Genomic DNA, 24793 nt, shown 5'->3' with positions numbered 1-24793 from the left:
ATTTTCGACGCAAGGTCGATACAGAGCACAAGACAGGAGAACCCCCATGCGATTGTTGCCCATTGCCGCCCTTGCCCTCAGCGTCCTCGCCGTCACGGGCTGCACCCGTTGGTCGATGAACCACCATTTAAACAACGCCTACAGCGCCTACGATCGTGGCAATTGCGAGCAGGTCATGCTCGAACTGTCCAAGGTCGAACGCGCCAGCCGTGCCCGCCCGTACGTGTGGCCGGAAGTGTCGATGATGCGCGGTCAGTGCCTGGAACGGCAAAGTATGTTTGTCGATGCCGCGCAGACCTATCAGTTCATCATCGCCTCGTACCCCAACAGCGAATACGCCTACCGTGCCCGCGCCCGTTTGGAGACCCTACAAAGCCTGGGTCATTACCCAACGCGCAGCGCCGCAGCCGTGGTACGTCCAACGCGTTTCTGATGACAGTTGTCATACAAAATCTGGCTGTGCGCACAGGCTGAGCTATAGTCGAATGATCCGGATTTAGAGCGCTGTCTCTGATCCGGGGCAACACCTGCGACTGGCAAGTGGTCAAGTGACGGCGACGTAGCGACCGTCACACCGGAAGCGGGGAGAGCGGGCCTGCCGAACAGGTTCGTTCCGAAGCAAAGGTGCGGCTCTGTGACGGAGCCCTGCATGGCGAACTGCGCATGTTTACCGACCGCCGGATTGAACGGCACCAACTGCCGTACTTCTTGAGAGTGTTCAACAGCGTCACCGACAAACCGATTGGCTTTCTCGGCAACGTTTCAGAAGACGGGCTGATGCTTATCAGCCAGTTACCGATGATGATCGGAGTTGATTTCGCGCTACGTCTGAAAATCCCCATGGGTGATGGTTGCCACCAGGTCATCGACTTTTCGGCGTGCTGTTTGTGGTGTCACGAGGATGCAACCCCGCAACATTACGATGCTGGTTTCAGTTTGCACCGACCGCCTGCCGAGTATGGGCAACTGGTGCGAGCGTTGAAGCAGTACTTCAGTTTTCAGCCGTTGCCGGCGTCTGCCTGATAATGGGGAAATTCAGCCTGCGGTAGCTCAGGGCAGTGCGCATAAATGTGGCTGCCGCAGACTGCAAATTCTAAGTTTTATTAGCAATCGCTCGTTCACTATCCAATGTTTTTTCAGCTAGCAACAATCCCATCTCGCTCAATTGATATATTGCCATTGCCAAATGGCGGGGCTTATCTTCCAAACTGTCCGCTAGATCCAGCAAAAGAATACTCACAGACGAAAACGTTTCATAGGTCTGGATAGCGATAGCTTCGGAATTGATTTCTGGAGAAACCATAAACATTTGCATACCTCGGTCTACGGAGTTACGGGAAGGTATATCAGGTTTTAAATAGTGGTCTAAAGCGCGTTCAGCTGCTTCGTGGAGTTTTCTTGAGTCTTGTGAAGCATACGGGGAAGTATCAGTAGGATCTATTTCAGGTGGATTTGGTGTAATTTTAAACATTGCCTTGTTTCCTTGTTTGATGACACCACACGCTTCGCGACTAAGGGAAGGGTGGCGGCTATGCGCAGGTTAGTCGACCGGTGGAAACAAGGCTTTTCCGGCGCGCCCTAGGGCGCCCTGCACATAGCCACCATCAAGTGCGGGTATGAAAACCCTACGAGATGATGTGATGCACCTTGTTAATCCACCGGGCGACTAAACCCGATCGCTGGTCGTCAGCGACATGCATCAATTTAATGGGCGGCACCTAGCGTGTAAGTCAGTCAGTTCTGATGGGAGTGTAGGGAACGGCGCCAAGCGTTGTAGTCCGAATCCCCCGGCAAGACATGCTCCGAATCATGGAGAGCTATGCTTTTTTAAATCAGTTCGGAAGTTTTAGGGAGGGTGCCAAGTAGCTGTATAGCTACTTGGTATTAAATTATTAGCGGCAGGTCTTGTTTGGGTGTGACTTGAGTGATTTTAAAAACCTTTCATGCTTCTGTTGCAATAAGCGTTGTCATTTTTTTACTCTGAGTTTGGCGAAGCCCTGTTTAATGTAGCCGGCATTTTCACCAATTATACTCAGTGCACCTCGGATGTTTTCACCAACCTCATTTAAACCCTCCTTCTCTGCGTGCAGCGTCAATTCCATGATGGCGGCCTCTAGACCCAATTGATTCTGATACATCCTTTCCAATAAATCAGACAGCGAATATTCATCTGGCATTGGTTCGACTCCGTTCGAGAAAAGACAAGCATAGCAACGGTTTTCGGGTGCAGCGCTTTGAAAATTGTTTACGTCTTTCTATTGAACAGGCTGTAGATCGGATCAGTAGTCCGTTGAAAATGCTGCGTGGGAATAAACCACCTTCAAAACGTACCAGCCTTCTTCCAGCTCAAGTAACGCGTCACCAACTCAGTCCCTAACGACTGTGGCCGCACATCCAGCGTATGAACGCCATGTGCGGTCAACCTTTCATGGCATTCATTGCGCGCATTCAGATAGTCCACGGTGCCGCAATAGGTCAACGCTTCATCCAGTGTCTGAACGGTGCTCTGCGGCACTTGATCAAGTACGCCTTCACGCAGGCTCGCCACCAACACTCGATGCTGCTGGCTCAAGCGTTTGACGGCGGTGAGCAGTTCCTCGTCGTCGTCATCGCGCAGGTTGGTGACCAGTATCACCAGCGCCCGACGCTTTTGCCGCGACAGCAGTTGGCTGACGGCCGCTTGATAGTCCGCCGTGCGCTGAGTGCTTTGCAGGTCGTAGACACTGTTGAGAACGATATTGAGCTGACCCGCACCTTTAACCGGTGCGAGGTAATGCGGCTGGGCATTGGCCAGGGTACACAAACCCACCGCATCGCCCTGACGCAGGGCCACGTAGCTGAGCAGTAAACAAGCATTCAGCGCATGGTCGAAGTGCGAGAGTTCGTCGTCCTGGCTACGCATGCGGCGGCCACAATCGAGCATGAAGATGATCTGCTGATCGCGTTCGTCCTGATATTCACGGGCAATCGGTGTGCGCTGGCGGGCGGTGGCTTTCCAGTCGATCTGGCGCAGGCTGTCGCCTTCGCGAAATTCGCGCAGTTGATGAAATTCCAGACCCTGACCACGGCGCTGCTTTTGCCGCACGCCGAGCTGACTGAGCCAGTTGTCCACGGCCAGCAGTTCACCGCCGTAGAGGCGGGCGAAGTCCGGGTAGACGCGGGTGTGATCGGTGACGTCGAGCAGGCGTTTGCCTGTCCATAAACCCAGCGGGCTGGGCAGGTTGATTTCGCAGCGTTCAAAGCTGAAATGACCGCGCTGGAGGGGGCGCAGGCGGTAGCCGACTTGGCTGATTTTGCCGGGCTGCAGTTCGACGCTGAGCGGCAGGTTTTCGAAGCTCAAGCCTTCCGGGACATGATCGAAGATGTGCAGGTGCAGTGGCTCGCTGAAGGGGTGTTCAACGTCCAGGCGGATTTCGCTCCAGCGACCAAGTGCGAGGCTGCCGGGCATGTGCCGTTTGACGCGGATGGCGGGCAGGCGTTTCAGGCGCAGGGCATCGATGGCGGCCAGGGCCAGCAGGGCGAGGAGCAAGCCCCAATTGATCGCCGGCAGGCTTGGCGGGAGGGCGATTTGCAGTGCCTGCAAGGTGCCCAGGGCGATGCCGATGGCCATGAGCAGTGTTAGCCAGATTAGTAAGAGTTTTGATGGTTTCATGGCTTGGCACCGGGCTGTCTGTTGAAAAGATCGCAGCCTTCGGCAGCTCCTGCATGAGTGATGTGTAGGAGCTGCCGGAGGCTGCGATCTTTTCTGCCCAAAACGGATTTCACAGGCGCGGCGCCGGGATCTGGTCGAGCAGTTGTTGCAATACCTGGTCGACTTGCAGGCCTTCGATGTCCAGTTCCGGAGCGATGCGTACGCGGTGGCGCAGCACGGCCAGCGCGCAGCCTTTGATGTCGTCGGGGATGACGAATTCGCCGCCGCGCAACAGGGCGCGGGCGCGGGCGCAGCGCACCAGGGCAATCGAGGCGCGAGGCCCGGCGCCGAGGGTCAGCCCCGGCCAACTGCGCGTGCTGCGCGCCAGTCGTACGGCGTAATCGAGGACTTGATCGTCCAGCGGCAAATCACTGGCAATGCGTTGCAGCGCTTGCACGTCTTTGGCTTGCAGCACGGTGCGCAACGGTTGCACATCAAGCATGTCGGCGCGGGTCGAGCGACTGACCTGACGCACCATGTTCAACTCCTGATCGGCGTCGGGGTAATCCATGCGCACCTTGAGCATGAAGCGGTCGAGTTCGGCTTCGGGCAGCGGGTAAGTGCCTTCCTGTTCAATCGGGTTTTGCGTGGCCAGCACCATGAACGGCTGAGCGATGGGCAGGGCGCGGCCTTCGAGGGTGACTTGCCTTTCTTGCATCGCTTCGAGCAGCGCCGCCTGGGTTTTCGCCGGGGCGCGGTTGATCTCGTCGGCCAGCAGCAAATTGGTGAACAGCGGGCCTTTGCGCAATTTGAACTGCTCGGTTTGCAGGTCATAGACGGCATGACCGGTGACGTCGCTGGGCATCAGATCCGGGGTGAACTGGATACGCGCGAACTCGCCACCGAAGCAGCGCGCCAATGCACGCACCAGCAAGGTTTTACCCAGCCCCGGCACACCTTCGAGCAGCACGTGGCCACCGGCGATCAGCGCGGTCAGCACGTCGTCGATTACCTGATTCTGGCCAATCAAAGCTTTTTGCAATTCGCTGCGAACCGCTTGCGCCAGTTGGCTGGCGCGCTGGCGTTGCTGGGCGGCGTGGCTGGCGCTGCCGGGCTCGGTCTGTTCACTCAAAGCTTCCGGAGCCTTGCTAACAGTTACATGTTTTTTATCTTCCATAAATCAATCGCTTACCTGATCTAACGGTTTTTTCTGACCTACTGGCCAATACGCATTACTGGTACAGATGCCCAATTGAATGAGCAGGAGATATATTCTTTATTAGACGTTGGCGGATCGAATAGTGCTGGATCATGGCCGAACCAATCTCCAACGAATAATCTCGAACCAGTGATGGTAGATGACCGGTGTCCTTCTGCATCGTACCTCCATCCTAATCCATCTCGCTGGCGTCTTTGGCCCATCGTGGGCCTGCGCGCTCCGCTTGCGCTCGATCTACATGTCAAAGATGTCTAAGCCCCACCCCAGTGAGTATGTTCATGGCTGATATCGCCGTGGCTTACCTACCTCGTGAAGCTGCGGCCACTGCTAGAGTTCAGGCTGATTCATCTTTAAGAGGGATCCACTTTGGCTTCGCTACTCGCGGGCCAAAAACGAACCGTCCCATTGAGACTGTCTCGGCGCCAAGTTCCAGTGATAAGTGGTCGAAAACCGGCGACAGCGCGCTATGCGCCTGAATAACTTCCTCCTGACCTGGTTTTTGGGCAATGACAGCTCCATAGCCGAAGCGACATGTTTGGGTGTTTACATAATGTACCCATTCCACGCTTGGTATCTCACCATGCATAAGCCCTTCCTTGCAGTATTGCTCTCGGTATTCTTTAACTCCAAATAACATCATATGTGGGCTGATGGGGAACTGGATTGCTATCGGCCCATCCGGGGAAATGGCATAGGGATTCTGGCTTTCGATTGGAATCGATGGGTCGTACCAAACCACTGGATTGTCGCTTGTGAGAAACGGCACGTTTGACGTGTTATGGATGATGGCCAAGCCAACAGTATCGAAAAGCTCGCCGATCTTCTTGATAAGACCAGGCATCGCATGAATGCTTTGATGAGGGTCGATAGACACTTCGACCTTGTCGAGAATGTCTTCAAAACCTAGGGGTGGTGGTGAGAGCTTTCCGTTCCTCACCAGCGCTTTCAACGTGTCCTTAACGGTTGCCGCCAACCCCGCCTCGAACGCATCTCGGGCCGCAGGCACACGAGCTCGCTGAAGCGCCACAAACTGGATGAAGGGCTCAATGTCGTCGTTTATGGAGTCTTTCCGAGCCAGCCTTTCAACAAGGGCTGGCCATGCGGACTCTACCTCACAGAAGATGTCTTCGAGGGTGTTATTGTCCTGACCACCTTCGGGTAGCGGTTGCGAGTAGTAATAGCGCTCGAACTGCGTTGTATCTGGTCTGGCAGGGAGTGCCCGTCCAGGGTTGTCTTTACGGTAAACGAGGACTTGGCCTCCCTGATTCGCGAACGCTTTGAGATACGCTTTGGGGACAAAGTGATGGCGTTTTTTTTGCTGAATAGAGTTCACTCCTCATCTGAATTTCAATAACAAACATGCACCGAGCTGATCATCCCGACTGCTCAATAGCATGGAATCAGAGTTCTTCGTCTTCACCACGAACCCAGTGATGATCATGAACGACCAGGGTTCCAATCATGCCATTCGTTTGCTTTCTCAGGATTTCTTCGTGCTGAGAAATTGCCAGTGCGAGCATCTGGATCGCAGACCTCGCGACTCGCAGGGCACCGAGGGCCTCAGCGATAAAATCTGAGTGGTTGAGATGTTCGATTTCAGGAGCTTGCCTCGCTCGCAAAGGATCTCCAAAGTCATGAAGCACTACGAATCGGTGCGTACCCGAATTCCGCAGATCCTTTTGTGAGCGGAGAATCCCTTCGCTGCTATCGTAGTCATCAGCCAGTTCGGCCAAGCCGTACATCGCGTACACGCCTGCACGAATCAGTACCTCTACTTTTTTTGTAAGCGCAGTACCTGTTTTCTTGTCTGCGGAATCTCTCCATACCCTCCCAAAACTTACTTTGTTGGGAGCTAATCCCAGCTCGAAATAGTGGTTTGCCATTACGGCTACTTTGTCGAGCAGGTCAAGGGCAGTTCGATGCGCAAGTATGAGCGCCGAGGTATCAGGGCCGTACAGTGCATAGTCCAGAGTGTCTGCAAATTGTCCTGTCTTTGGCCATACGCTTTCGTCACTTGCACGCCATGCTAAATCTCGTGCAAGGGCAAAATCGCTCTTCAGCATATTGAACATGGCGAACAATGGCGGCGGCATGCTGCCCACTTCTGGTTCACGCTCGAGAATTCCTGGAAGGGTAAGCCAATCGAGCTTACCCAAGGATGTATCGACGAGTTCTACCGCAGGGGCAAGCGTAAGACGTTCCTCTTCAACCCACTTGATAAATGGATTGAGGTGCTGAGAGCGCGAAGGAGGATCGCTCAGCTCACTGGCGAGCGCTTCAACCTGAGCCGCGACCCTTTCACCGGCATACTGAACAATTCGCTCCCTATTCCGAAGCGCTTGCCTGGCTAACATCACGGCTTCCATGTGCGTTAGCTCTGAGCAGTCTCCACGCCTATAAAGCCACATTAGATCCAATGCTGCGCAGAATGCGGCGACGCCGTTTGTTGGATCAACCTTTAGCGCGGAAAGGCGGGCATCATGAGCCTCGGAGAGTCGGTAGGTTTTTGCAAACAAATTAGCGAGGTTCGTCCAAGCTTGTGTGCGTAACTCCACATCGGTATCTACGTCTTGCACCACCCTCCAATAGCATCGTCGGGCTTCGGCTCTGTATGCTCGAGCGTGTTCCTGCTGATCTAACCATTTCGAATCAGCACTCCCACAGTTTGCTGATTCGACTAGCCCGTTTGCCAAGTTGTAAGTGATCTCTACCGTCGGATAGAAGTTGTGAAGTTCGCGGTACAGTTCAACGCCCTCATCAATCGCATCCTTATGACCAAGCGAGGCGCCGGCATTGACCAGAGTGGCCGCACGCAGGGACATCATATTTAAACGATCCCGCCCATCTAGAACGAGGTCACGGGCTTCTTGTATCGCAAGGTTGGGGTCGGCATCCACCAGGTAATTGAGGTGTGATGAGAGCTCCGAAAATTTGCTCAACATACAAATCATCTACCTTCGTAATGGGCGTTATAGCTGAGACCCCTTGATAGACATCTAGAGGATCTAAGTCGTCCCTGCGCCCCAAGCCCAATCACCGCCTACAACAACGAAGATCTCAGATTTGAAAAGTCGTGCTCGAAAGGCAGCTTGTACCGCGTTACGTACATCGTTCCGTACAGCCGCCACGCTGGTGCCGTTAAAGAATCCCATCGTAGAGGTGGTAGGAATGACCACATGCTGCCCTTCGTCTCCCTTGACGACCTTCGCTAGGCCGATGCGTTGAAGATCCGCATACGCATTTTCATAATCCTTGGAAGACGCGTTTTTCAGATCAAAAGTGCAATAAACCAAATAGCTCATCACTCAAACTCCTAGAAACCTCATCACCAACTAAATGGGGGCCAGCCCGATTATGTGGCTGGCTCCCTACCAGAGACCTAACGTCCAGCCTCTATCTATTGGGTGTGGCACACCGAGGAACACGTCCGGCAACCGTTCGATTGCCGGTAGGTGTTACGAGCCTGCCGAACAGCAGTCGCACAGGTCGTGTGGTAGCCAAGATCAAGGCGATTGTGAGCTGCCGGCAAATAGATGCACGTACTGGTATGCACTTCGTGGTCACCGTTGGTCTGTGCGTTGCGGTTCACATAATACTGAGCCATTTTTACTTACCCCGTTCTTTATTGGATTGGGCGAGTACCGAGGCCGCGAGGGTCTTGGTGGTGGCGTTGTACTTGTTGCTGTCGAGGACGTGGCTGGCCTTCGTCTCCATTTCCGCACCGGTTTGCTTACCACTAGAGGCCTGAGCCATTGCCGAGCCTGCCAGTTCTTTCTGAATGGCCGAGGAGCTTTCGCTACGCAAGGTTTTGGAAGCCAGGCTGGCGACCGCAGTCGAGGTTTGTTTAGGGTTTTTAGGCACGATTAGGTGCTCCCGTAACTATATGAACATCAAGTAGGCAGGAACGACCCTTGAGCGGAAACCCGAGCTGAATGGTTGACATCCAAAGTCGGTTTTTCTCTAATGCGCGTCCCACCAGTGTTTGCATTGGTTCAGGGATAGGCGGGTATGTGTGCTCGGCGACCAAACTTTGCACGCATATCCGCTGTGTTCACTGAAACCTCAGCCCCTCGCCAAAAAGCACAACATGTAGTGCTGGTGTCGAGATGACCTACAAGATAATGGGGTGAAAATGACATTGCAAGGCAACAGGCCTGTGGATAACTTGTCAGCAAATCATTGGTTGGATCCATTTAATCCCTGTATGTATGCCCAGCCCTTCTAAATCGCGGGTTACGATGGGTTGTCCATGAAACATTCTGAAACACACTCCTTTCGCATGTCCGTGTTCCCCTCTAAAACAGTCATCCTCAGCGTTTAAAAGTGACAATCCAGTGGCGTCACTTCTTCGTCAAATCTAGCTTGTTTAGCAGTCAGTTGCTGTTCCTGTACTCTGTCCACGGTCAGTGGGTGACGCAAAAAAAACATCCATTCAAAACGTGGGCGCGGGGTATTGCGGCGCTATTTACTCTGACCTATGATTCCAGCCAGGCGGTGATGGTCGCCTGGCGCCTGTTTCGCGAAGCAATAGCCCATCGTAGATACACCCTCTCGTTTTACATCGGCATGTCCCTAACTAGACGCTGCCCGGTGAACAGGCAATCGGTCACCTAAGCGTCGTAGATTTAGGAGCTATTGCCATGTCTGATTTTTCCCCGCTAAACATCTTCAAATCTCAAGCTAAACAGCTTGCTCGTGATCAGGGCCTGAAGCTTTCTGTCGCCCAAGAAGCCCTAGTGCAAAAAGCAGGCTTCGCTGATTACCATGAGTTTTCTGTAGTCGCCCAAAGGAACCCAAAGGATCCGCGCCTGATGGTGGCTGTGTTTGGGATCAAAGACTTTCCCCAAGCGATCAATGAGGATGATGTCTACGCCGACCTGGATCTAGAGTTGGAGGATCAGCTCTCCGGCGCTATTGCGGATACCAATGCAAGTGGATTCACGATTGATACTCTTGAAGTGGAAGCCGCCGACTACAGCGATACAACCGGCAAGCTTACGTTAGAAGTCTCCTTGACCTACCAAGGGCAGCAAGATCAGGAGAGGATGTATCACGGTTCGGCGTTCTATCTTAAAGCCACGGTCGAATTGCTACGCCGTGATGGTATATGGCTGCTTGCTGAGGAAGGCGTGGTCATCTCCAGCAGTGAGTCTGATGCTGATCGCGACCGTATGTCTGAATGGGAGCACTGGGCCCAAGTCGAAGAAGCTGAGCGCGGCAACCGCATAACCATGGCCCAAGCCTTGGCGAGCGAATTGGGCATATCTGTCGAAGATGCAGAGCTTCTGTCCGATGCGGAAGTCACGGCTAATGAATCGGATGAGGGGCTCGTATACAGCTACTGGATCAATCTTGAACCTGTAGCAGAGGGTAAGGTGAGAGCAGACCTCCTAGCGCGATTCGGCTCTCTGGAGTACGAGCTAGACCCAAACTTTTTCGATGATGTTGATCACGAGTTCTGAGATTGATGAGGTGGTGGCCAGCTTTACGCTGGCCATTCAAAAGGCTTCGAGATACCTAGACTTCCCAACATAGGCTGCTAGTCCATATTTCCCTCCCTTTGGCTTTAACCTGATACTCCACTAAGGCAGAAACGCAGGGTAGCGAAATGACAACAATCTACTTCGACGAATCAGGTAACACAGGACGTCAGCTGGCCGATCTCGACCAACCATTGTTTATCCTCGGCTCGTGTGACTTCAGCGCTGAAGAGTGCGAGCAGCTTCTCCACCCACTGCGCTCCAGGCAGGCGGCTGAAATCCACTTTAAAAAACTTCGAAAGTCTGGGCGAGGACAAGATCGGATCATTGAGCTATTCCAGTCCGACTTGGTGACGCCTGAGCGTTTCAAAGCACAGGTGTTTCACAAGCGGTTTATGCTGCTGACCAAGGTGATTGATGACCTACTGGAGCCCCTACTTTACTACCACTTCGACTTCAACCTCTATGAGAACGGCCAAAACATCGCTCTGAGCAACATGCTCTTCGCTTGTCTTCCCCTGGCAGTGGGGGATGCCTGCTTCGATCAATTCCTCTCCGTCTACTACGACATGTGTGGCGAAAAGAGCGAGGAAGCAATCACGGCGTTCTACGAGCATTTGGAGGTGATGAAAGAAGCTGCCGCACAGAGCACGCTGCCGATGGAATGGGAGCTCGAAGTGCTGTCCATGACCTCGGAGATTGTCCGGGATGCCCTCGAAGATTTGCCCAAGAGTACCTTCAACCCTGCGATACCGGCTTTCTTTTCGCTGTGTGTTGAGTGGGGAAGGCAGCACGCCCGGTTCGACGCGATATGCGATGACTCGGAGCCACTGGAGCGGCAGGCCGATTTTTTTACCGCAATCGCCGAGCTCGAAGAACAGGCTGAAGAGCAACAAGTGATTGGATTCGGAAACGCCCAGATTGAGTTGCCCCTGAGGCTGAATACTTTGGCCTTCAGTGCCTCACACGATTCTGATGGTATCCAACTTACCGACGTTCTCACCAGCGCGCTTTCGTACTACTACACCAAACGGCAGAAGGGCGAAACGAATGATGAGTTCTTCATGAAGCTAGACGGCCTAGGCTTTCTACATGATTTTGTCAGCGGTTGTGTCTGGCCCACGACAGATGTCACCCCAGAAGCACTTGGGAGGGGGGGGGATGAAGGTGGGCACAATCCTGCGAATGCCTTCGCTGACTTTTTAATGGAGCGAAACAGGTAAGCCTAAAGCGCCGAACGCTCAATGCGTCCGACTGAACCGTTTTCCAATGTCAGTGCTAATGCCTACCTTGGTATGTGCAGTATGAACTGAAATCTCGCTCTTCGATCTCAGTGGTTTAATCGCCCAGACCATCTGTTAGCGTGGAGCATTCAGCGCCAAATCCCTGAGCTAGGGCGCGAGTCAAATGACGCTTTCGTGCCCGTGCAGCAGCAATTGCCATTGGTCGGTGCAATCTGTCTCTCATCGTAATGTGCCCGAATGGGAACATTAAGCCTAAAAATGATGGTTAATGTGCCTTATTGGGGACATTAAATGTAACCGTCCGGGCAACACACCTTCCTGATGCCGTCGCTTAAGGCGATGGTGTCCACCTAAATTTAAGTGGACACCATTTTTAGCCTTTTTAAGCGGACGCCCATGCCACAAGAACGCCGTTCCTATTCCAAGTCCTTTAAGGCCCAGGTCATCGCCGAGTGCGCACAGGCTGACACCTCGATTGCCAATGTCGCCTTGACCCACAACCTCAATGCAAACCTTGTCCATAAATGGATACGGGTGCATGCGCAGAAAAACCTGGCACTGCAAACTGCCTTTATTCCGGTCAAGGCATTGTCTTCGACAGCGGCTCCTCAAGTTCTTCAGGCCACGATTCGAATCGAAGTGCCTCATTCAAAAGGTGTAGTCGTGGTGAGTTGGCCGGCAGAAAATGCGGCGGCATGTTCCGCTTTCCTGCGAGAGCTGCTGCGATGATTCGCATCGACACCATCTGGCTCGCCATCGAGCCCATGGACATGCGAGCCGGCACTGAAACCGCGCTGGCACGAGTTGTCGCGGTGTTCGGTGCGGCGAAGCCGCACTGTGCTTATCTGTTCGCCAACCGCCGTGCCAATCGTATGAAAGTGTTGGTGCATGATGGCGTGGGAATTTGGCTTGCTGCCCGGCGCTTGAATCAAGGACATTTCTTTTGGCCTAGCGTGCGGCACGGCTCTGAAGTCGAGCTGGATGCAGAGCAACTTCAAGCCTTGGTGCTCGGCTTACCTTGGCAACGCGTCGGTTCCGGAGGAGCCATCACGGTGCTCTAACTCGCCTGTCATGGCCTGCTTGCCAGCGCAATTGGCCCATCAGTCTATCGCCGCCCATAGCCCTCTCTGGCAAAATCGGCGGTATGACTTCTCATCCAAATCTCGATCAATTAAACCCTGAAGAACTGCGTGCTTTGGCGGCGCAGTTGATCCAGCGCGTCGAGTCGATGGACAAGCAGATCAATCATCAAAAGTCGGTCAACGAGAAGTTGGCCCACGAGATCGCGCTGCTCAAGCGCTTCAAGTTTGCCAAACGCAGCGAGCAACTTAGTCCAGATCAGGCCAGCTTGCTCGACGACTTGATCGATACTGATATTGCCGCTATCGAAGCCCAGCTTGAGGCGCTGCAACCGACACCAGTCGAAGCCAAAGTGCGCCAGCAACCTAAGCGCGCAGCGCTGCCGCTGCAATTTCCTCGCACGCTGATCCATCACGAACCGGACAACAGCCATTGCCAGTGCGGCTGTACTCTCAAGCGCATCGGCGAAGATGCCAGTGAAAAACTCGACTACACGCCCGGCGTGTTCACCGTCGAGCGTCACATCCGTGGGAAATGGGCCTGCGAGCAGTGCGAAACGCTAATCCAGGCGCCGGTACCGGCGCACGTCATCGACAAAGGCATACCGACCGCAGGTCTGTTGGCCCATGTCATGGTGGCCAAGTTCGCTGATCATTTACCGCTGTATCGTCAGGAAAAAATCTTCGGTCGCGCCGGGCTGCCCATCGCCCGTTCGACCTTGGCGCAGTGGGTGGGCAACTGCGGCGTGCAACTTCAACCGCTGGTTGATGCGCTGCGCGAAGCCGTGCTGATGCACGGCGTCGTCCACGCTGACGAAACGCCGGTACAGATGCTGACGCCTGGCGCGAAGAAAACTCATCGCGCTTACGTCTGGGCCTATGCCACCAGTCAGTTCTCCAATCTGGCGGCGGTCGTTTACGACTTCAGCCCGAGCCGTGCCGGCGAACATGCTCGAAATTTCCTCGGCCCCTGGAACGGGAAGCTGGTCTGCGATGACTTCGCTGGCTACAAGGCAGGCTTTGAACTGGGCGTTACAGAAATCGGCTGCATGGCCCATGCACGCCGAAAGTTCTTCGACTTGCACGCGACCAACAAGAGCCAGATCGCCGAAAAAGCGCTGCACTACATCACCGCCTTGTATGAAGTTGAACGAGAGGCACGCGAGCTGGAACCGAGTGTCCGGCAGCGAATACGGCAGGAAAAGGCAGCGCCGCTCATCGACGCACTTCATACCTGGATGATCGCCCAGAGGCAGCTTGTGCCAGAGGGATCGGCCATCGCCAAGGCGTTGGATTACAGCCTAAAACGCTGGATAGCGCTGACGCGCTATCTCGATGACGGTGCTGTACCCATTGATAACAACTGGTGCGAGAATCAAATCCGACCGTGGGCTCTTGGGCGCTCGAACTGGCTGTTCGCTGGCTCGCTACGTAGCGGTAAACGTGCGGCGGCGATCATGAGTTTGATCCAGTCGGCGCGGCTCAACGGGCATGATCCGTATGCTTATTTGAAGGACGTGCTCACGCGCCTGCCGTCGCAGCGGGCGAGTGAGATTGCCGATCTGCTGCCACATAATTGGGCGGCCATCTGACCGCGCATATTTCCATGCGGAAATTTGCGGCGTAACTCCAAGTAGCCTAATGCTACGCGATTTTGATTACTACCTTACCAAAGGCGCCGCTGGCCAAATGTTCGTACGCTTCGCGTGCTTGATCGAATGGATACACGTGATCGATTACCGGGCGAATCTTGTGCTCATTCAAGAATTCGTTCATTCGGTCAAATGACGAACGTGGAGCAACGGCTATGCCGCGAATCGTTGTTTGTCGGAAAATCATAGGCATCAGGTTCAGGGTAGAGGCTTGGCCTGTCAGAAAGCCGATCTGTGCGATACGTCCACCTACCTTTGTTGCAGCAATCGATTGATTGATGCCGTCACCGCCGGCCACATCCAGCAGAAGATCCACTCCCTTGCCTTCAGTGAGCTTCAGAACTTCCTCTGCCCATTCAGGGGTGGTGCGATAATTCACACCAGCAACAGCGCCCAGTTTTTTTACAGCTTCCAGATTGTCATCACGGCTGGACGTGACGATAACCTTGGCTCCCAAAGCCGTAGCAATCTGTGCTGCAAAAACAGAAACACCTCCAGATCCCTGAACCAAAACGGTTTGGCCGGTCTCGATCTGGCCATAATCGACGAGCGCATACCACGCCGTCAGAGCAGCAATTGGAAGGGTCGCTGCTTCCTCATCTGACATGTTGTCGGGGGCACCTACCGCGCTGTCTTCATGGATGATCATGTATTCCGCCAGACCACCAGGCAATGGCGATCCAAAGCAGTAGTTAGGCTCATCTGGCCCAGGCATGCCGTCCAACCAACGTGAGTAGAGGTGTGAGTTGACCCGGTCTCCGATAGCGAAGCGGCTGACACCATCGCCAACTGCAACGACAGTCCCCGCCGCATCGCTGACGGGGATCAGTGGCTTGGGCACCATGTGAGGTTCATAGATGCCGTCAACGATGGCCTTGTCCCGGAAATTGAGTGATACAGCGCCTACTTTAACCAGCAGTTCACCAGCTTGGGGCACGGGGGTTTCCGTTTCGCCCTGTACCAGATTATCCAAGCCGAAATCTTTCAGAAGCCACGCTTTCATTTTTTGTCTCCAACAATTTTGAATGTGTAGGTGAGGAAAGCTCCTCCCTTACGCTGAGGACATTGTTGAGATTTCCCGGCTATAGATAAATGTGCAGAAACGAACAGGATTGTTATCCTAATCAGCAACAATCACCCAGTTAACACGCTTCCCGAGAAGAGACTTATGGAGCTTCTACAGTCGATGCAAGTATTCGCCAAGCTAGCGGAGTTGGGGAGCTTCACCAAAGTCGCAGAGGCAATGCAGGCCGGACGCCCGCACGTCACACGCACCATTCAGGATTTGGAAGCCTCGCTGGGTGTCCGTCTGTTCCAGCGTACTACGCGTAAGGTAAAACTGACGGCTGAGGGCGAGCGGTTTTATGAACGCGTCAAAGAGATTTTAGCCACCATCGCAGAAACCACTTCCATGTTCGACCGTAGCGGATCGACGCTGCGAGGCAGGCTTCGAATTGACATCCCCACTGCATTTTCCCAGCGTAGCTTCATGGAAAACCTTAGGAGATTTAGCGAGGCATTTCCCGAAATCGAGCTTGCGCTAGGCGTGACCGACCGTACGGTAGATCTCGTCGCCGAGGGCATCGACTGTGTATTGCGAATTGGTGACCTCCCGGATTCAAGTATGGTGGCCAGAGAAATTGGCACCGCCACCATGGTGACCTGTGCGTCTCCAAGTTATCTCCAAGCCCGCAGCGCACTCATAACCCTACAAGATCTAGCAGACCACCAATGTGTAAGCTTCCTTTCCGGTCAAAATAACAGACCGCTGCCTTGGCACTTCTCGGTAGACGGCGAAGATCGTCCACACACGCCTCATGGTGGAATCACTGTTAATGAGTCGAATGCCTACGTTCAGTGCGGTGTTGCAGGCTTCGGCATTGTTCAAGCTCCTGGAATTGCCGTTGAGACATTCCTCGCAAGCGGAGAACTGGTTGAAGTGCTCAGCGCATTTCGTCCTAAGCCTCGTCTGGTATCCGTGCTTTATCCAAGCAGAACGCATCTTGCGCCTCAGGTCGACGCATTTGTGGATTGGCTGAAGGAACATTTTCCTGTGCTACACCCCAGCTGGTTCACAGCGCATTAACCTTCGCTCGTATGCTTACTCCGCACTCAGACGGGCTGGTGCAAGATGTGTTTGGCAGACGCTTACCATTAAATATGTATCTCAGAACGACGTACCAATAGCGCTCGATTCTAGGAGGGAAGTAGATTCTCTGATTCGCTGGGCGAATGGCGAGCCCAGCGCAACGTAGCTATCGACATGAATTGCCTAATCGCCAGCGCTCCCCGCTCATTTCTGGCTTTCGAGCCAGGCAGGGTCAGTGCTGCCTCTACCTTGGCACGACTCGCTTCGTACATTGCAAATGCGTTGAACTCAGAATCAAGCAGCACCAAGAGCACAGTATCGAAGGGTTGTCGTAGATCAATTGCACCCATACGGCCCTTAATCTTTTGCGGGTTCAGGATACATCGCCCCTTGATCTGGATTCTCGCGACGCCATCTTCCAGCATCTCTGTAGCGTCGTAACCTGCCTGCCTTGCAGGATGCAGTAACAGGCCGAGTCGAGTAGCAGCTTCGTACTCTGCCACCTCGCCGGTCACGCCCAGCGGCTTGCCGGTCAAGCGATAGAATCTACGCGCAAGCACCTTGGCTTCTTTCAAGATCTCTAGGATTTCATCCTGGATCATTGCAGCCTGCTGAGGTTCATGGGCATGACTGAGTTCAGTCATCTGCAAATGCCTCGAGCGCAGCGAGCAGCTTGGCTAGCTCAGTCAGGTTGGCTGCAGTCACGATGTCATATTCTCCTCGACTACTCAGCCGATATACCTCTCGAGCCTTTTTGACCCGTTCCAGTAGAGGAACAACAATGCCTGACGCTCTTTCAAGAAATTCGTTAATGTCTGCCCGTGTTTGAGGGATCTTGTAGCCTTTGGCCGCGCTTGTGATGATGACGTCCGCATCCCGAAGCTTGGCAATGCCACTGGATCGGATTCTCTGGCCGTTGACCTCTCCCAATCCGCTGTCTTTTAGATGGGCCATGATCTCCGTAGTCAGCACGTAATCCTTGGTGACGAATTCACTTTGAAATCTTAAGAACCGCAGGATACTCAATTGCAGGCGCTCATCCTCATCAGGGTGTTCACCAGCCCGCTCGCTAAAACGATCAGCCTGGCGGAGAGCTTCTTGATGTACCTGGTAGTCTGCATACCCAGATTCATCCGTCGGCGGTGGCAGAAGAGACTGGTACTTGGATGGCCACTCAAGCATTCCGAGAGTCAGGCTGCGTAGGATCTTTTTGTAGGCAAGAACTGCTTGTTCCGATGCTTTCTCTTCGTAGATCTGAGCGACTGAGCCAGCAAAAAAATCTGCAACCTGAACCAAAACGTTGTCCTTACTGGCCATCGTCTGGAAGGCATCCTTATCGCCAAATAGGTCGTCCACGAATCGTTCTGCAACGTAGCTTTTGAGGCTTTCCTGAAATTCCTGGCCACCATGCTCGTCTACGATCATCTGGAGGTCAGGGTATGCGCGGAACAAACGTTCATAGAGCAACCCGTTCACGTATTTTATGAACGAGGTCTTGATACGGAGGCCGCCGTCTTTGTGAATTCGGGACTTATCAACGACGGTGAAATAGAGCTTGAATGGCAGCTCGGCTAGCTCATTTAGGATCCGGGCGCGACGATCTGAATCCTTGGGCTTCAGATTGCTGGATTTGATCTCGCCCGTTTGGAAATGGCGCATGCGGAGTGCTTCAGCTTGGGCATAAGCAGCTTCCAGGTCTTTCTCTGCCACCAGAATGGAGCACACGATGAAGAAGCCCGAGCTTCCTCCCTTTGACGTATCAAGGTCGGAATTCCCGGACTCATCCACGAAGGCATAGGTTCTGTCCATGAGCTTGCTCCATCAACAACGTGCTGAGCGCAGTGGGTCGCCCAATGGCAAGGTGGCGAACTTAGTTCGTCGCAGTGGTAGTGCCTGGAGCGGGGCCTTCGCTGAATGTGTAGTTGATGACCACGTCATTTCGAATCAAGACGTCGAGGGTCTTCTGAGTGCCAGTAGTCGTCACCTTCATAGTGACCACGTAGCTTTGGGCATGGGCTGAGCCATTGGTGTAGGTGTAGATCCACTTTTCGTCAGTCTCGCTGACAGCACTCTTGGCGTAGGGCTCACCAAACAACGACTTCAACTCAGCAGTCGTGGTTTTACCCTTGGTGATGCTCGCCACACTGGCCGAAGGGAAGTCTCGGCCTGCGGTGTAGTGCGAAGTAGCGCAACCGCCAAGTGCGGCACATATCCCCATGACTGCGATGAGCTTTTTCATATCCTTCCTTGATCGTAGAAAGCTCCAAATCTAGCTGGCATCGAGGCCAAAAGCCATCACCAAGGTGATTAGCTACTTTCACGCACTCGCAGATAATGCCTTGCACATGTAGCAACGGGACAAGCAACTTTCTTAGTTAGCTATGATCTAGCCCTAATGGCTCTAGAACGAAAATGGCGTTAGCATTCCGCCCACTCGGCTTAAACAGCCTGTTTTTCAGATCAGGGTCGCATTGTGGAAAAGCTAAAACGCCTCGAAAGTGGAATCGAAGGGCTTGACGCTCTGCTCAAGGGCGGACTGGTAGCAGGCTCTTCATACATAATCCAAGGGCGCCCAGGGTCTGGAAAAACGATCCTAGCGAACCAGCTTGGGTTCCATCATGCGAGCAGTGGAGGCCGGGTTCTGGTCGCCACGCTGCTGGCCGAATCGCACGACCGCCTCTTTCAGTTTCTTTCTACCCTGAGCTTTTTCGACTCTTCCAAGGTTGGCGCCGAAATTCAGTTTGTCAGCGCGTTCGACACCCTGGAAAACGAAGGATTGGACGAGGTGGTGAAGCTGCTTCGCCGCGAGATAAGCCGTCAAAAAGCCACAGTGATGGTGGTAGATGGCTTGCTCAATGCGCGCTCGAAAGCCGATTCGCACATCGACACCAAGAAATTCATTTCCGAGTTGCAAGGGCACGCCGCTTTTGCTGGTTGCACGGTGCTGTTTCTTACCAGCTCCCGCCTCGACGACGGCAGCCCTGAGCACACCATGGTTGATGGCGTGATTGAGATGGGTGAAGAGCTATATGGCACTCGCTCAGTGCGTCGAATTCAGCTACGTAAAACTCGCGGCAGCGGAGCCATGACCGGTCTTCACGAGTGTGAAATTACCGACAATGGCTTGGTGGTTTATCCGCGACTCGAAAGTCTCTACAGCCACCCATCCGCTCCCGACAGCGCGGATATGACGCGTATCCCCAGTGGCATTGAATCACTGGACGATATCTTAGGGGGGGGGCTGCACAGTTCCAGTGTGACTCTCGTAATAGGCCCCTCAGGGATTGGTAAGACGACTCTGGGCCTCAAATTTCTGGCTGAGTCGACTATGGAAGCTCCTGGCCTGCATTTTGGTTTCTACGAAAGCCCACAACGGTTGCGACTCAAAGGCCAATCGCTGGGTATCGATATCAAAGGCATGGAAGACAGCGGCGCTCTGAACATTGCCTGGCAGCCTACTACTGAAGGCTTGCTGGATGGGCTGGGCGCACGACTTCTGAGTCTCGTTGAAGAAAAGGGCATCAAACGGCTGTTCATCGATAGCTTGAGTGGTATGACGCGAGTCTCCACAAACCCGGCCCGGATTACTGACTTCTTCAGTGCTCTGATGAACGAACTGCGATCCAGGGGGGTAACGGTATTTGCCTCTTGGGAGATGCGCGATCTGTTCGGTTCAGAGGTAAGCGCGCCGAACTCTGACCTATCCAGCATCGTCGACAACCTGATGCTGATGCGATTCTATGAGAATCACTCTGAACTAAGCAGGACGCTTTCCATTCTTAAAGTGAGAGACAGCTCCTACGATCCTTCGCGATTTGAGGTCGTGATCCGTGATCAAGACGTTTTCCTGAAAAAGGCTTCAAGACATGAACCTTCAGTCCCCACTGAGACATCGCCTGGTTCAAAATCTTAAGCCTTTGTGCGGGTTGAATTAAAATGACCACCATCTTGGTCGTCGACGACGAGTATTTGATCGCTGACATTCTCAGTTTCGCACTGGAGGATGAGGGGTTCATGGTGGTGACGGCCAGCAACGGTCAGAAAGGGCTTGAGGTGCTCGATAGAGAGCGGCCAGCCTTGATCATTACTGACTTTATGATGCCGGTGATGGACGGCCTAGAATTCGCTACAGCCGTCCGAGCGCTTCCATCCGCCCAGCATTTGCCGATCATCTTGATGAGCGGTGCTCAGGCCCATATCGGCATGGAAAGATCGGATCTGTTTGATGCAGTTTTGGCAAAGCCATTCAACATCGACTTGATCATTGCCGAAGTTAAAAAACTACTAGCCTCTGATTAGAAGTGCCCCACGTGCATACCCAGAGCAACCTCAATCCGGGCTCCCCTCTAGTCCGGCGGCAGCTTAGCGACTGGGATGAGCGCAATAGCTCATCTGCAACATAAGTGGCGTGACTGTGATGGTGCGACCGTCAAACGATTTAGATACGCGCAGCGTTGAAGCCACTTATAAGAGCCTTGGAGGGAGAGCGAACCTGGGCGTGGCTACATCGACTTTACCGAGACGACGTCCACATACTTGTACTTCTTCCTAGCGGCTTTCACGGCCTCTTGCTCAGCAAGCAACGAGCTCAACGTGTCAGCCTCGTGAATCAACTCGTGCATTTTTCCCTCAAATTCGTTTCCAACCCTGAGAGTGACCTTCAGCCTAGGCGTAAAAGCTTTTGCCGCTTTCTTCTTCACCTGGGGAGCTGCTGGCTTTGTAGGCAATACTTCTGGCACATGCTCCTGGACTTGAGGAGCAGACACATGCTCTTCGGGCTGAGGCGTACCGAATAGAGCACGACGCATTTCTTCTTCAGTTAATTTAGAGTTCATAGAACATCTCAAAGGGACGCATTTCGCTGGGCAAGTTCTAATAGGATTGTTGCTGACCGGTGTTCGGGGAGCCTGCGGGGACGTCAAATCCCCAATTCGATTTCAATACAAGAGCCTCGCAAGGCTCGCGAAAGCTGCGCCTTTGGCAGCAGTGTAATGAGCCCATCAACTAAGTTGCTAGCGTGACGAGCGTATAGCGTTACTGTGCCTGCATCAGGCGTTCGACCTGGCACGATGGCACCTACCCGCTGCTGGGCAATTTTCAGTATGCTCAAGACGTCCTGACTCACCTGATTGATGGACAGGTGCTCAACCAATGGTCTGGGCGGAGGCGCGGCGCGGCTCCACATTTCGATGACCGCTTGGAGGAGTCCGTCTGAGCCAAGATGCTCGAGGGCCATTTCCCATAGCTGACCTTCCTGCGCCATATCCAGGCGAGCCCTAGCCATTGCGGAGTTCTGACAATATGAGGCTCTTTCTTGATTGCGAGTTCAGCCAACTCTCAGCCACAGCGAAGCTGATATCACTCGCACTGGTAGCTGAGAATGGACGCGAATTCTACGTGGAATTGCTCGACACATGGCGAGAAGAAGACTGCAGTGATTTCGTAAAGGAAATCGTGCTTCCGCAGCTCTGGGGTGGTGACAACGCACAACCCATCATAGGGGCAAGATTTGCACTACTCGATTTCTTCGCCTCGTTCGACGAAGTCCTGGAGATTGTCACAGACGCTCCACAGTACGACTGGGAGCTTTTCTGCGAACTCGCTTATGACGATGGTAAATGGCCAAGGAACGTCCGGAATTACCCCACTGACGCAACCATTCTGGATGCCACAAGTGACGGGGTTCCGCTTCCGCATCACGCTCTTCTTGACGCCCGTATCATCGCTAGCATGTTCACCACAAGCAATCCAAAGAAAGGGCTACCCTGAGAAGGCGCATGAATCAGTAGTCTGTATGTGTCATTCAAGGGGAGCGAAGTATGAAATGGAAAGCGCGCACGACCGAGCAAGTCGCCGAGCTGATCTGTGGTGACAACACAGACGGCTATTTCCGCTACCTGACCGGCCCAAACCTGACGCGGTTTTTTAGAGATGTCGAGACAGAGTTTGTCCATGACGGCTCAACGCGCCGATTATGGGTCGCGGATGTTCTGCAGAAGATTCTGGATCTCCCAAGCTCAAATCCACTGATGCCGCCTGACGCCATGCTGCGCGTGATTCGCCTCCTGATGGATAGTGAGGATGTCTTTAACGAAAAGTCACCTCGATTGAATGCGCTCAAGGCGCTGAACGGAGCGATCAAGCGTGAGGGTTTTGAAGCATTTTTTGCAGATGACGATCAGTGTTATCTCCGTCACTCCCGCACCGGCGCGGTAGGAAATGAATCAACGAGCCCCCATCGCCCTCTTTCTCCCGTAGAAATAGAGAAGAGAAACCAACTGATCTCTTACCTTGATCAGTGCTCAGAAGATGATCTGATTGAGCATGTTCTACTACCTCTATTCAGGCAGCTCGGATTCACGCGAATTACTTCTGCCGGGCACAAGGACAAAGCCTTGGAATACGGAAAGGACATCTGGATGAAGTTCACGCTTCCTACCCAGCATGTCATCTACTTTGGCATTCAGGTGAAGAAGGGGAAACTCGACTCTTCGGGAGTGACGAAGGGAGGACAAGCCAACGTCGCCGAGATCCATAATCAGGTGCTGATGATGCTAGGCCACGAAATCTTCGACTCAGAGCTCAGTCGGCGCGTACTGGTCGGCCACGCTTTCATCGTGGCAGGGGGGGAAATCACCAAGGCCGCACCCAACTGGATTGGTGGCAAACTCGACCAGTCCAAACGCAGCCAGATCCTCTTCATGGACAGGGAGGACATCGTAAACCTCTTTGTGGTGTCGCCTATAACTCCGCCGCAAGTGCCCATACAGCCTCCCTTTCAGTTCGACGATTCGATCCCGTTCTGATTGTGAGTCTTTCAGGGAGCGGCAGGTGAAATCCTGCGTTTGGGTTTAAGCTCCCGGAACAAATACGAAAGCACCGTTAAGTGTTTTTTGATTACGTTACCTTCACAATAGTACAGGGAAGAATAGATGCTAAAGCCTATCCAAAAAGAGCCAAGCGTTAACGAAAGCGAAAGGATTCTTTCATCAATCGCCACAAACACTTTCTTTAGTTTATGGTGCTACCCCAGCCTTTTCAGGTCAGTGGGAAAAGGAAAAGAACTCACCGACCTTACAGTGTATTTTAATAACACTTTAATTCTTTTTTCTGATAAAGGGCACGTGAAGTTCCAGGCGCACAATGAAATTGATCTCGCATGGAGCCGATGGTACAGGGGAGCGGTAAAAGAGTCTGCCAAGCAACTTCACGGCGCTGAGAGCTTTGTAAGAAACCACCCTGAAAAGATCTTCCTCAATAGTAAACTGAAAGATCCATTCCCATTCGACCTGACCAATCCACACTTGAAGATTCACTTAGTCGCGATCACCCGTGGGATCGGCGAGCATGCAAAACGATTCTTCGACTCTATTCAGCCGGGCAGCCGTGGCACATTGGCATACTACTATCAGGTTCCTGAGAAATTACTTCTTGAAAAACCTTTTTTTGTAGGAGACGTAGACCAAGAAAAAACATTTGTTCACGTTCTTGATGAAAGCGGCATAACCCTTTTGCTCGAAGAATTGGCGACACCAGCAGATTTTATTCATTATCTGGAAGTGAAAGAGAAGGCCATCCGAGAGCAAAAATTATTGTTTAGTGCTGGTGAAGAGGAGACTTTGGGATATTATTTACAAGAGGACGGTGGTCACGGCTTTGGAGATATCCAAAACCCACCTGAAAATAAAGGCAATTTCTTTGCCATTTCTGAAGGCGAATGGAGGGATTACAGGCAGACGGTGATTTACGCGCTTCGCCATCAGCATAAGGTAAAAGCAAGACTTTGGAATGAAATCACAGCTCGTTTTGCTGACTGCATTACTGACGCGCGCGTCGGTGAGAGAAATGATCTACCATTTCTAACTCACTCAAACGCCGTTCAAGTCCTGGCTTCCGAGAACGTCCACTCAAGTAGTGTCCTAGCGGCTACGCTTTTCGAAAAATTTGATAGCGTGCCGAAAGGTATTCGCTCTTCTCGGTCAATGCAGTCTTTGAGTAATCCCGGTCGAATGTATGTATTCGTGTTCTTTCCATGGACTGACCAATATAAATCTTACGAAGAGTACAGGCAAGATCGAACAGCATGCATGCAGTTATATGCCCATGTGGCCCGCTATAAATTCCAAAAGGCGAAAGAGATATTGATATTAGGCGCTGATACTAAGGGCAGGCCTGGCGGATCGGAAACCATACTAGCTATTGACGCGTCAGTTGCACTTAAAAGCGAAGAGCGGGTGGCAGCGCAGAAAATAATGAAGACCTACAAGATCTTGGATAGCGTTTCGGAGAAGCGAGTAAAAGCTTCAGGTCAGCCAAAAAATATAGGCCGAAACGATCCATGCCCTTGCGGCTCTAACAGAAAATACAAAAAATGCTGTTTGACATCAGGAATGCACTGA

At 53.0% G+C, this 24793-nt stretch carries 26 protein-coding genes; 13 read left to right on the top strand and 13 right to left on the bottom strand.

The window, feature by feature from the left end:
• Positions 1-46: 46 nt before the first annotated feature.
• Together AD669_RS21040 and AD669_RS21035 are read left to right on the top strand one after the other, a co-directional pair.
• Entirely contained in the window at positions 47-433 is a 387-nt protein-coding gene (locus tag AD669_RS21040; RefSeq protein ID WP_053123257.1) for a tol-pal system YbgF family protein, read from the top strand.
• Positions 434-663: 230 nt separating this feature from the next.
• A complete protein-coding gene (locus AD669_RS21035; protein WP_053123255.1) occupies positions 664-1023 on the top strand; it encodes a PilZ domain-containing protein in 360 nt (119 codons plus the stop codon).
• A 70-nt stretch (positions 1024-1093) separates the two neighbouring features.
• On the opposite strand, the gene AD669_RS21030 is transcribed toward AD669_RS21035, so the two are convergent.
• From AD669_RS21030 to AD669_RS20995, 8 genes are all read right to left on the bottom strand, one after another.
• Positions 1094-1471, bottom strand: a complete 378-nt coding sequence (locus tag AD669_RS21030; RefSeq protein WP_053123253.1) for a DUF6124 family protein — start codon at positions 1469-1471, stop codon at positions 1094-1096.
• 496 nt (positions 1472-1967) lie between these two features.
• Positions 1968-2177 carry a hypothetical protein gene (locus AD669_RS21025; RefSeq protein WP_053123251.1) on the bottom strand — a complete coding sequence of 70 codons (210 nt, stop codon included), beginning with the start codon at positions 2175-2177 and terminating at the stop codon, positions 1968-1970.
• Between the two features lie 143 nt (positions 2178-2320).
• Positions 2321-3652 (bottom strand): DUF58 domain-containing protein, encoded by a 1332-nt coding sequence (locus AD669_RS21020; RefSeq protein WP_053123250.1) that lies wholly within the window; start codon positions 3650-3652, stop codon positions 2321-2323.
• Positions 3653-3761: 109 nt separating this feature from the next.
• Positions 3762-4763, bottom strand: coding sequence for a MoxR family ATPase (locus AD669_RS21015; RefSeq protein WP_053123333.1), 1002 nt, complete (start codon positions 4761-4763; stop codon positions 3762-3764).
• Between the two features lie 421 nt (positions 4764-5184).
• Complete coding sequence (locus AD669_RS21010; RefSeq protein ID WP_218187439.1) at positions 5185-6183, bottom strand: DUF4238 domain-containing protein; 999 nt, start codon at positions 6181-6183, stop codon at positions 5185-5187.
• A 67-nt stretch (positions 6184-6250) separates the two neighbouring features.
• On the bottom strand, positions 6251-7792 hold the full coding sequence (locus AD669_RS21005) for an LA2681 family HEPN domain-containing protein (RefSeq protein ID WP_218187438.1): 1542 nt from the start codon (positions 7790-7792) through the stop codon (positions 6251-6253).
• Between the two features lie 63 nt (positions 7793-7855).
• Complete coding sequence (locus AD669_RS21000) at positions 7856-8152, bottom strand: hypothetical protein (protein WP_053123246.1); 297 nt, start codon at positions 8150-8152, stop codon at positions 7856-7858.
• Between the two features lie 304 nt (positions 8153-8456).
• On the bottom strand, positions 8457-8711 hold the full coding sequence (locus AD669_RS20995) for a hypothetical protein (protein WP_053123244.1): 255 nt from the start codon (positions 8709-8711) through the stop codon (positions 8457-8459).
• A gap of 779 nt (positions 8712-9490) precedes the next feature.
• On the opposite strand from AD669_RS20995, the gene AD669_RS20990 reads away from it, so the two are divergent.
• The 5 genes from AD669_RS20990 (at position 9491) to AD669_RS20970 (ending at position 14245) form a co-directional block, all read left to right on the top strand.
• Complete coding sequence (locus AD669_RS20990) at positions 9491-10312, top strand: hypothetical protein (RefSeq protein WP_053123242.1); 822 nt, start codon at positions 9491-9493, stop codon at positions 10310-10312.
• 146 nt (positions 10313-10458) lie between these two features.
• A complete protein-coding gene (locus tag AD669_RS20985; protein ID WP_053123240.1) occupies positions 10459-11553 on the top strand; it encodes a DUF3800 domain-containing protein in 1095 nt (364 codons plus the stop codon).
• A gap of 417 nt (positions 11554-11970) precedes the next feature.
• On the top strand, positions 11971-12303 hold the full coding sequence (locus AD669_RS20980) for a transposase (protein WP_053123329.1): 333 nt from the start codon (positions 11971-11973) through the stop codon (positions 12301-12303).
• On the top strand, positions 12300-12635 hold the full coding sequence (gene tnpB, locus AD669_RS28850; RefSeq protein ID WP_053123238.1) for an IS66 family insertion sequence element accessory protein TnpB: 336 nt from the start codon (positions 12300-12302) through the stop codon (positions 12633-12635). Before AD669_RS20980 ends, tnpB begins: the two co-directional genes overlap by 4 nt.
• 83 nt (positions 12636-12718) lie before the next feature.
• Positions 12719-14245 (top strand): IS66 family transposase, encoded by a 1527-nt coding sequence (locus AD669_RS20970; RefSeq protein WP_053123236.1) that lies wholly within the window; start codon positions 12719-12721, stop codon positions 14243-14245.
• A gap of 52 nt (positions 14246-14297) precedes the next feature.
• Here AD669_RS20970 and AD669_RS20965 read toward each other — a convergent pair whose 3' ends face one another.
• Positions 14298-15308 (bottom strand): NAD(P)-dependent alcohol dehydrogenase, encoded by a 1011-nt coding sequence (locus tag AD669_RS20965; protein WP_053123234.1) that lies wholly within the window; start codon positions 15306-15308, stop codon positions 14298-14300.
• Between the two features lie 183 nt (positions 15309-15491).
• Between AD669_RS20965 and AD669_RS20960 the strand changes: the two genes are divergently transcribed.
• Positions 15492-16391 (top strand): LysR family transcriptional regulator, encoded by a 900-nt coding sequence (locus tag AD669_RS20960; RefSeq protein ID WP_053123327.1) that lies wholly within the window; start codon positions 15492-15494, stop codon positions 16389-16391.
• 110 nt (positions 16392-16501) lie between these two features.
• Here AD669_RS20960 and AD669_RS20955 read toward each other — a convergent pair whose 3' ends face one another.
• From AD669_RS20955 to AD669_RS20945, 3 genes are all read right to left on the bottom strand, one after another.
• Positions 16502-17038, bottom strand: a complete 537-nt coding sequence (locus tag AD669_RS20955) for a hypothetical protein (protein WP_053123232.1) — start codon at positions 17036-17038, stop codon at positions 16502-16504.
• The gene (locus AD669_RS20950) at positions 17031-18203 is read right to left on the bottom strand and encodes a DUF3800 domain-containing protein (protein ID WP_053123231.1); all 1173 of its coding nucleotides are present in this window, start codon (positions 18201-18203) and stop codon (positions 17031-17033) included. The genes AD669_RS20955 and AD669_RS20950 overlap by 8 nt, the downstream gene beginning before the upstream one ends.
• Before the next feature lie 61 nt (positions 18204-18264).
• Complete coding sequence (locus tag AD669_RS20945; RefSeq protein ID WP_053123229.1) at positions 18265-18633, bottom strand: hypothetical protein; 369 nt, start codon at positions 18631-18633, stop codon at positions 18265-18267.
• A 231-nt stretch (positions 18634-18864) separates the two neighbouring features.
• Here AD669_RS20945 and AD669_RS20940 point away from each other — a divergent pair, with 231 nt between their 5' ends.
• Together AD669_RS20940 and AD669_RS20935 are read left to right on the top strand one after the other, a co-directional pair.
• On the top strand, positions 18865-20307 hold the full coding sequence (locus AD669_RS20940; protein WP_172680151.1) for an ATPase domain-containing protein: 1443 nt from the start codon (positions 18865-18867) through the stop codon (positions 20305-20307).
• Positions 20308-20330: 23 nt separating this feature from the next.
• Positions 20331-20693, top strand: a complete 363-nt coding sequence (locus AD669_RS20935; protein WP_053123225.1) for a response regulator — start codon at positions 20331-20333, stop codon at positions 20691-20693.
• A gap of 203 nt (positions 20694-20896) precedes the next feature.
• Here AD669_RS20935 and AD669_RS20930 read toward each other — a convergent pair whose 3' ends face one another.
• Positions 20897-21229, bottom strand: coding sequence for a hypothetical protein (locus AD669_RS20930; protein ID WP_053123221.1), 333 nt, complete (start codon positions 21227-21229; stop codon positions 20897-20899).
• A 466-nt stretch (positions 21230-21695) separates the two neighbouring features.
• On the opposite strand from AD669_RS20930, the gene AD669_RS20920 reads away from it, so the two are divergent.
• From AD669_RS20920 to AD669_RS28910, 3 genes are all read left to right on the top strand, one after another.
• The gene (locus AD669_RS20920; RefSeq protein WP_053123218.1) at positions 21696-22163 is read left to right on the top strand and encodes a 3'-5' exoribonuclease; all 468 of its coding nucleotides are present in this window, start codon (positions 21696-21698) and stop codon (positions 22161-22163) included.
• Between the two features lie 50 nt (positions 22164-22213).
• Entirely contained in the window at positions 22214-23200 is a 987-nt protein-coding gene (locus tag AD669_RS20915; protein WP_053123216.1) for a hypothetical protein, read from the top strand.
• A 126-nt stretch (positions 23201-23326) separates the two neighbouring features.
• A complete protein-coding gene (locus AD669_RS28910) occupies positions 23327-24793 on the top strand; it encodes a YecA family protein (protein WP_053123214.1) in 1467 nt (488 codons plus the stop codon).

It is taken from the genome of Pseudomonas sp. P1.31 (assembly GCF_001269815.1).
In the GTDB taxonomy this organism is placed as follows: domain Bacteria; phylum Pseudomonadota; class Gammaproteobacteria; order Pseudomonadales; family Pseudomonadaceae; genus Aquipseudomonas; species Aquipseudomonas rustica.
Note: the sequence above shows the minus strand (reverse complement) of the source record. Positions and strands in the feature narration are given on the sequence as shown.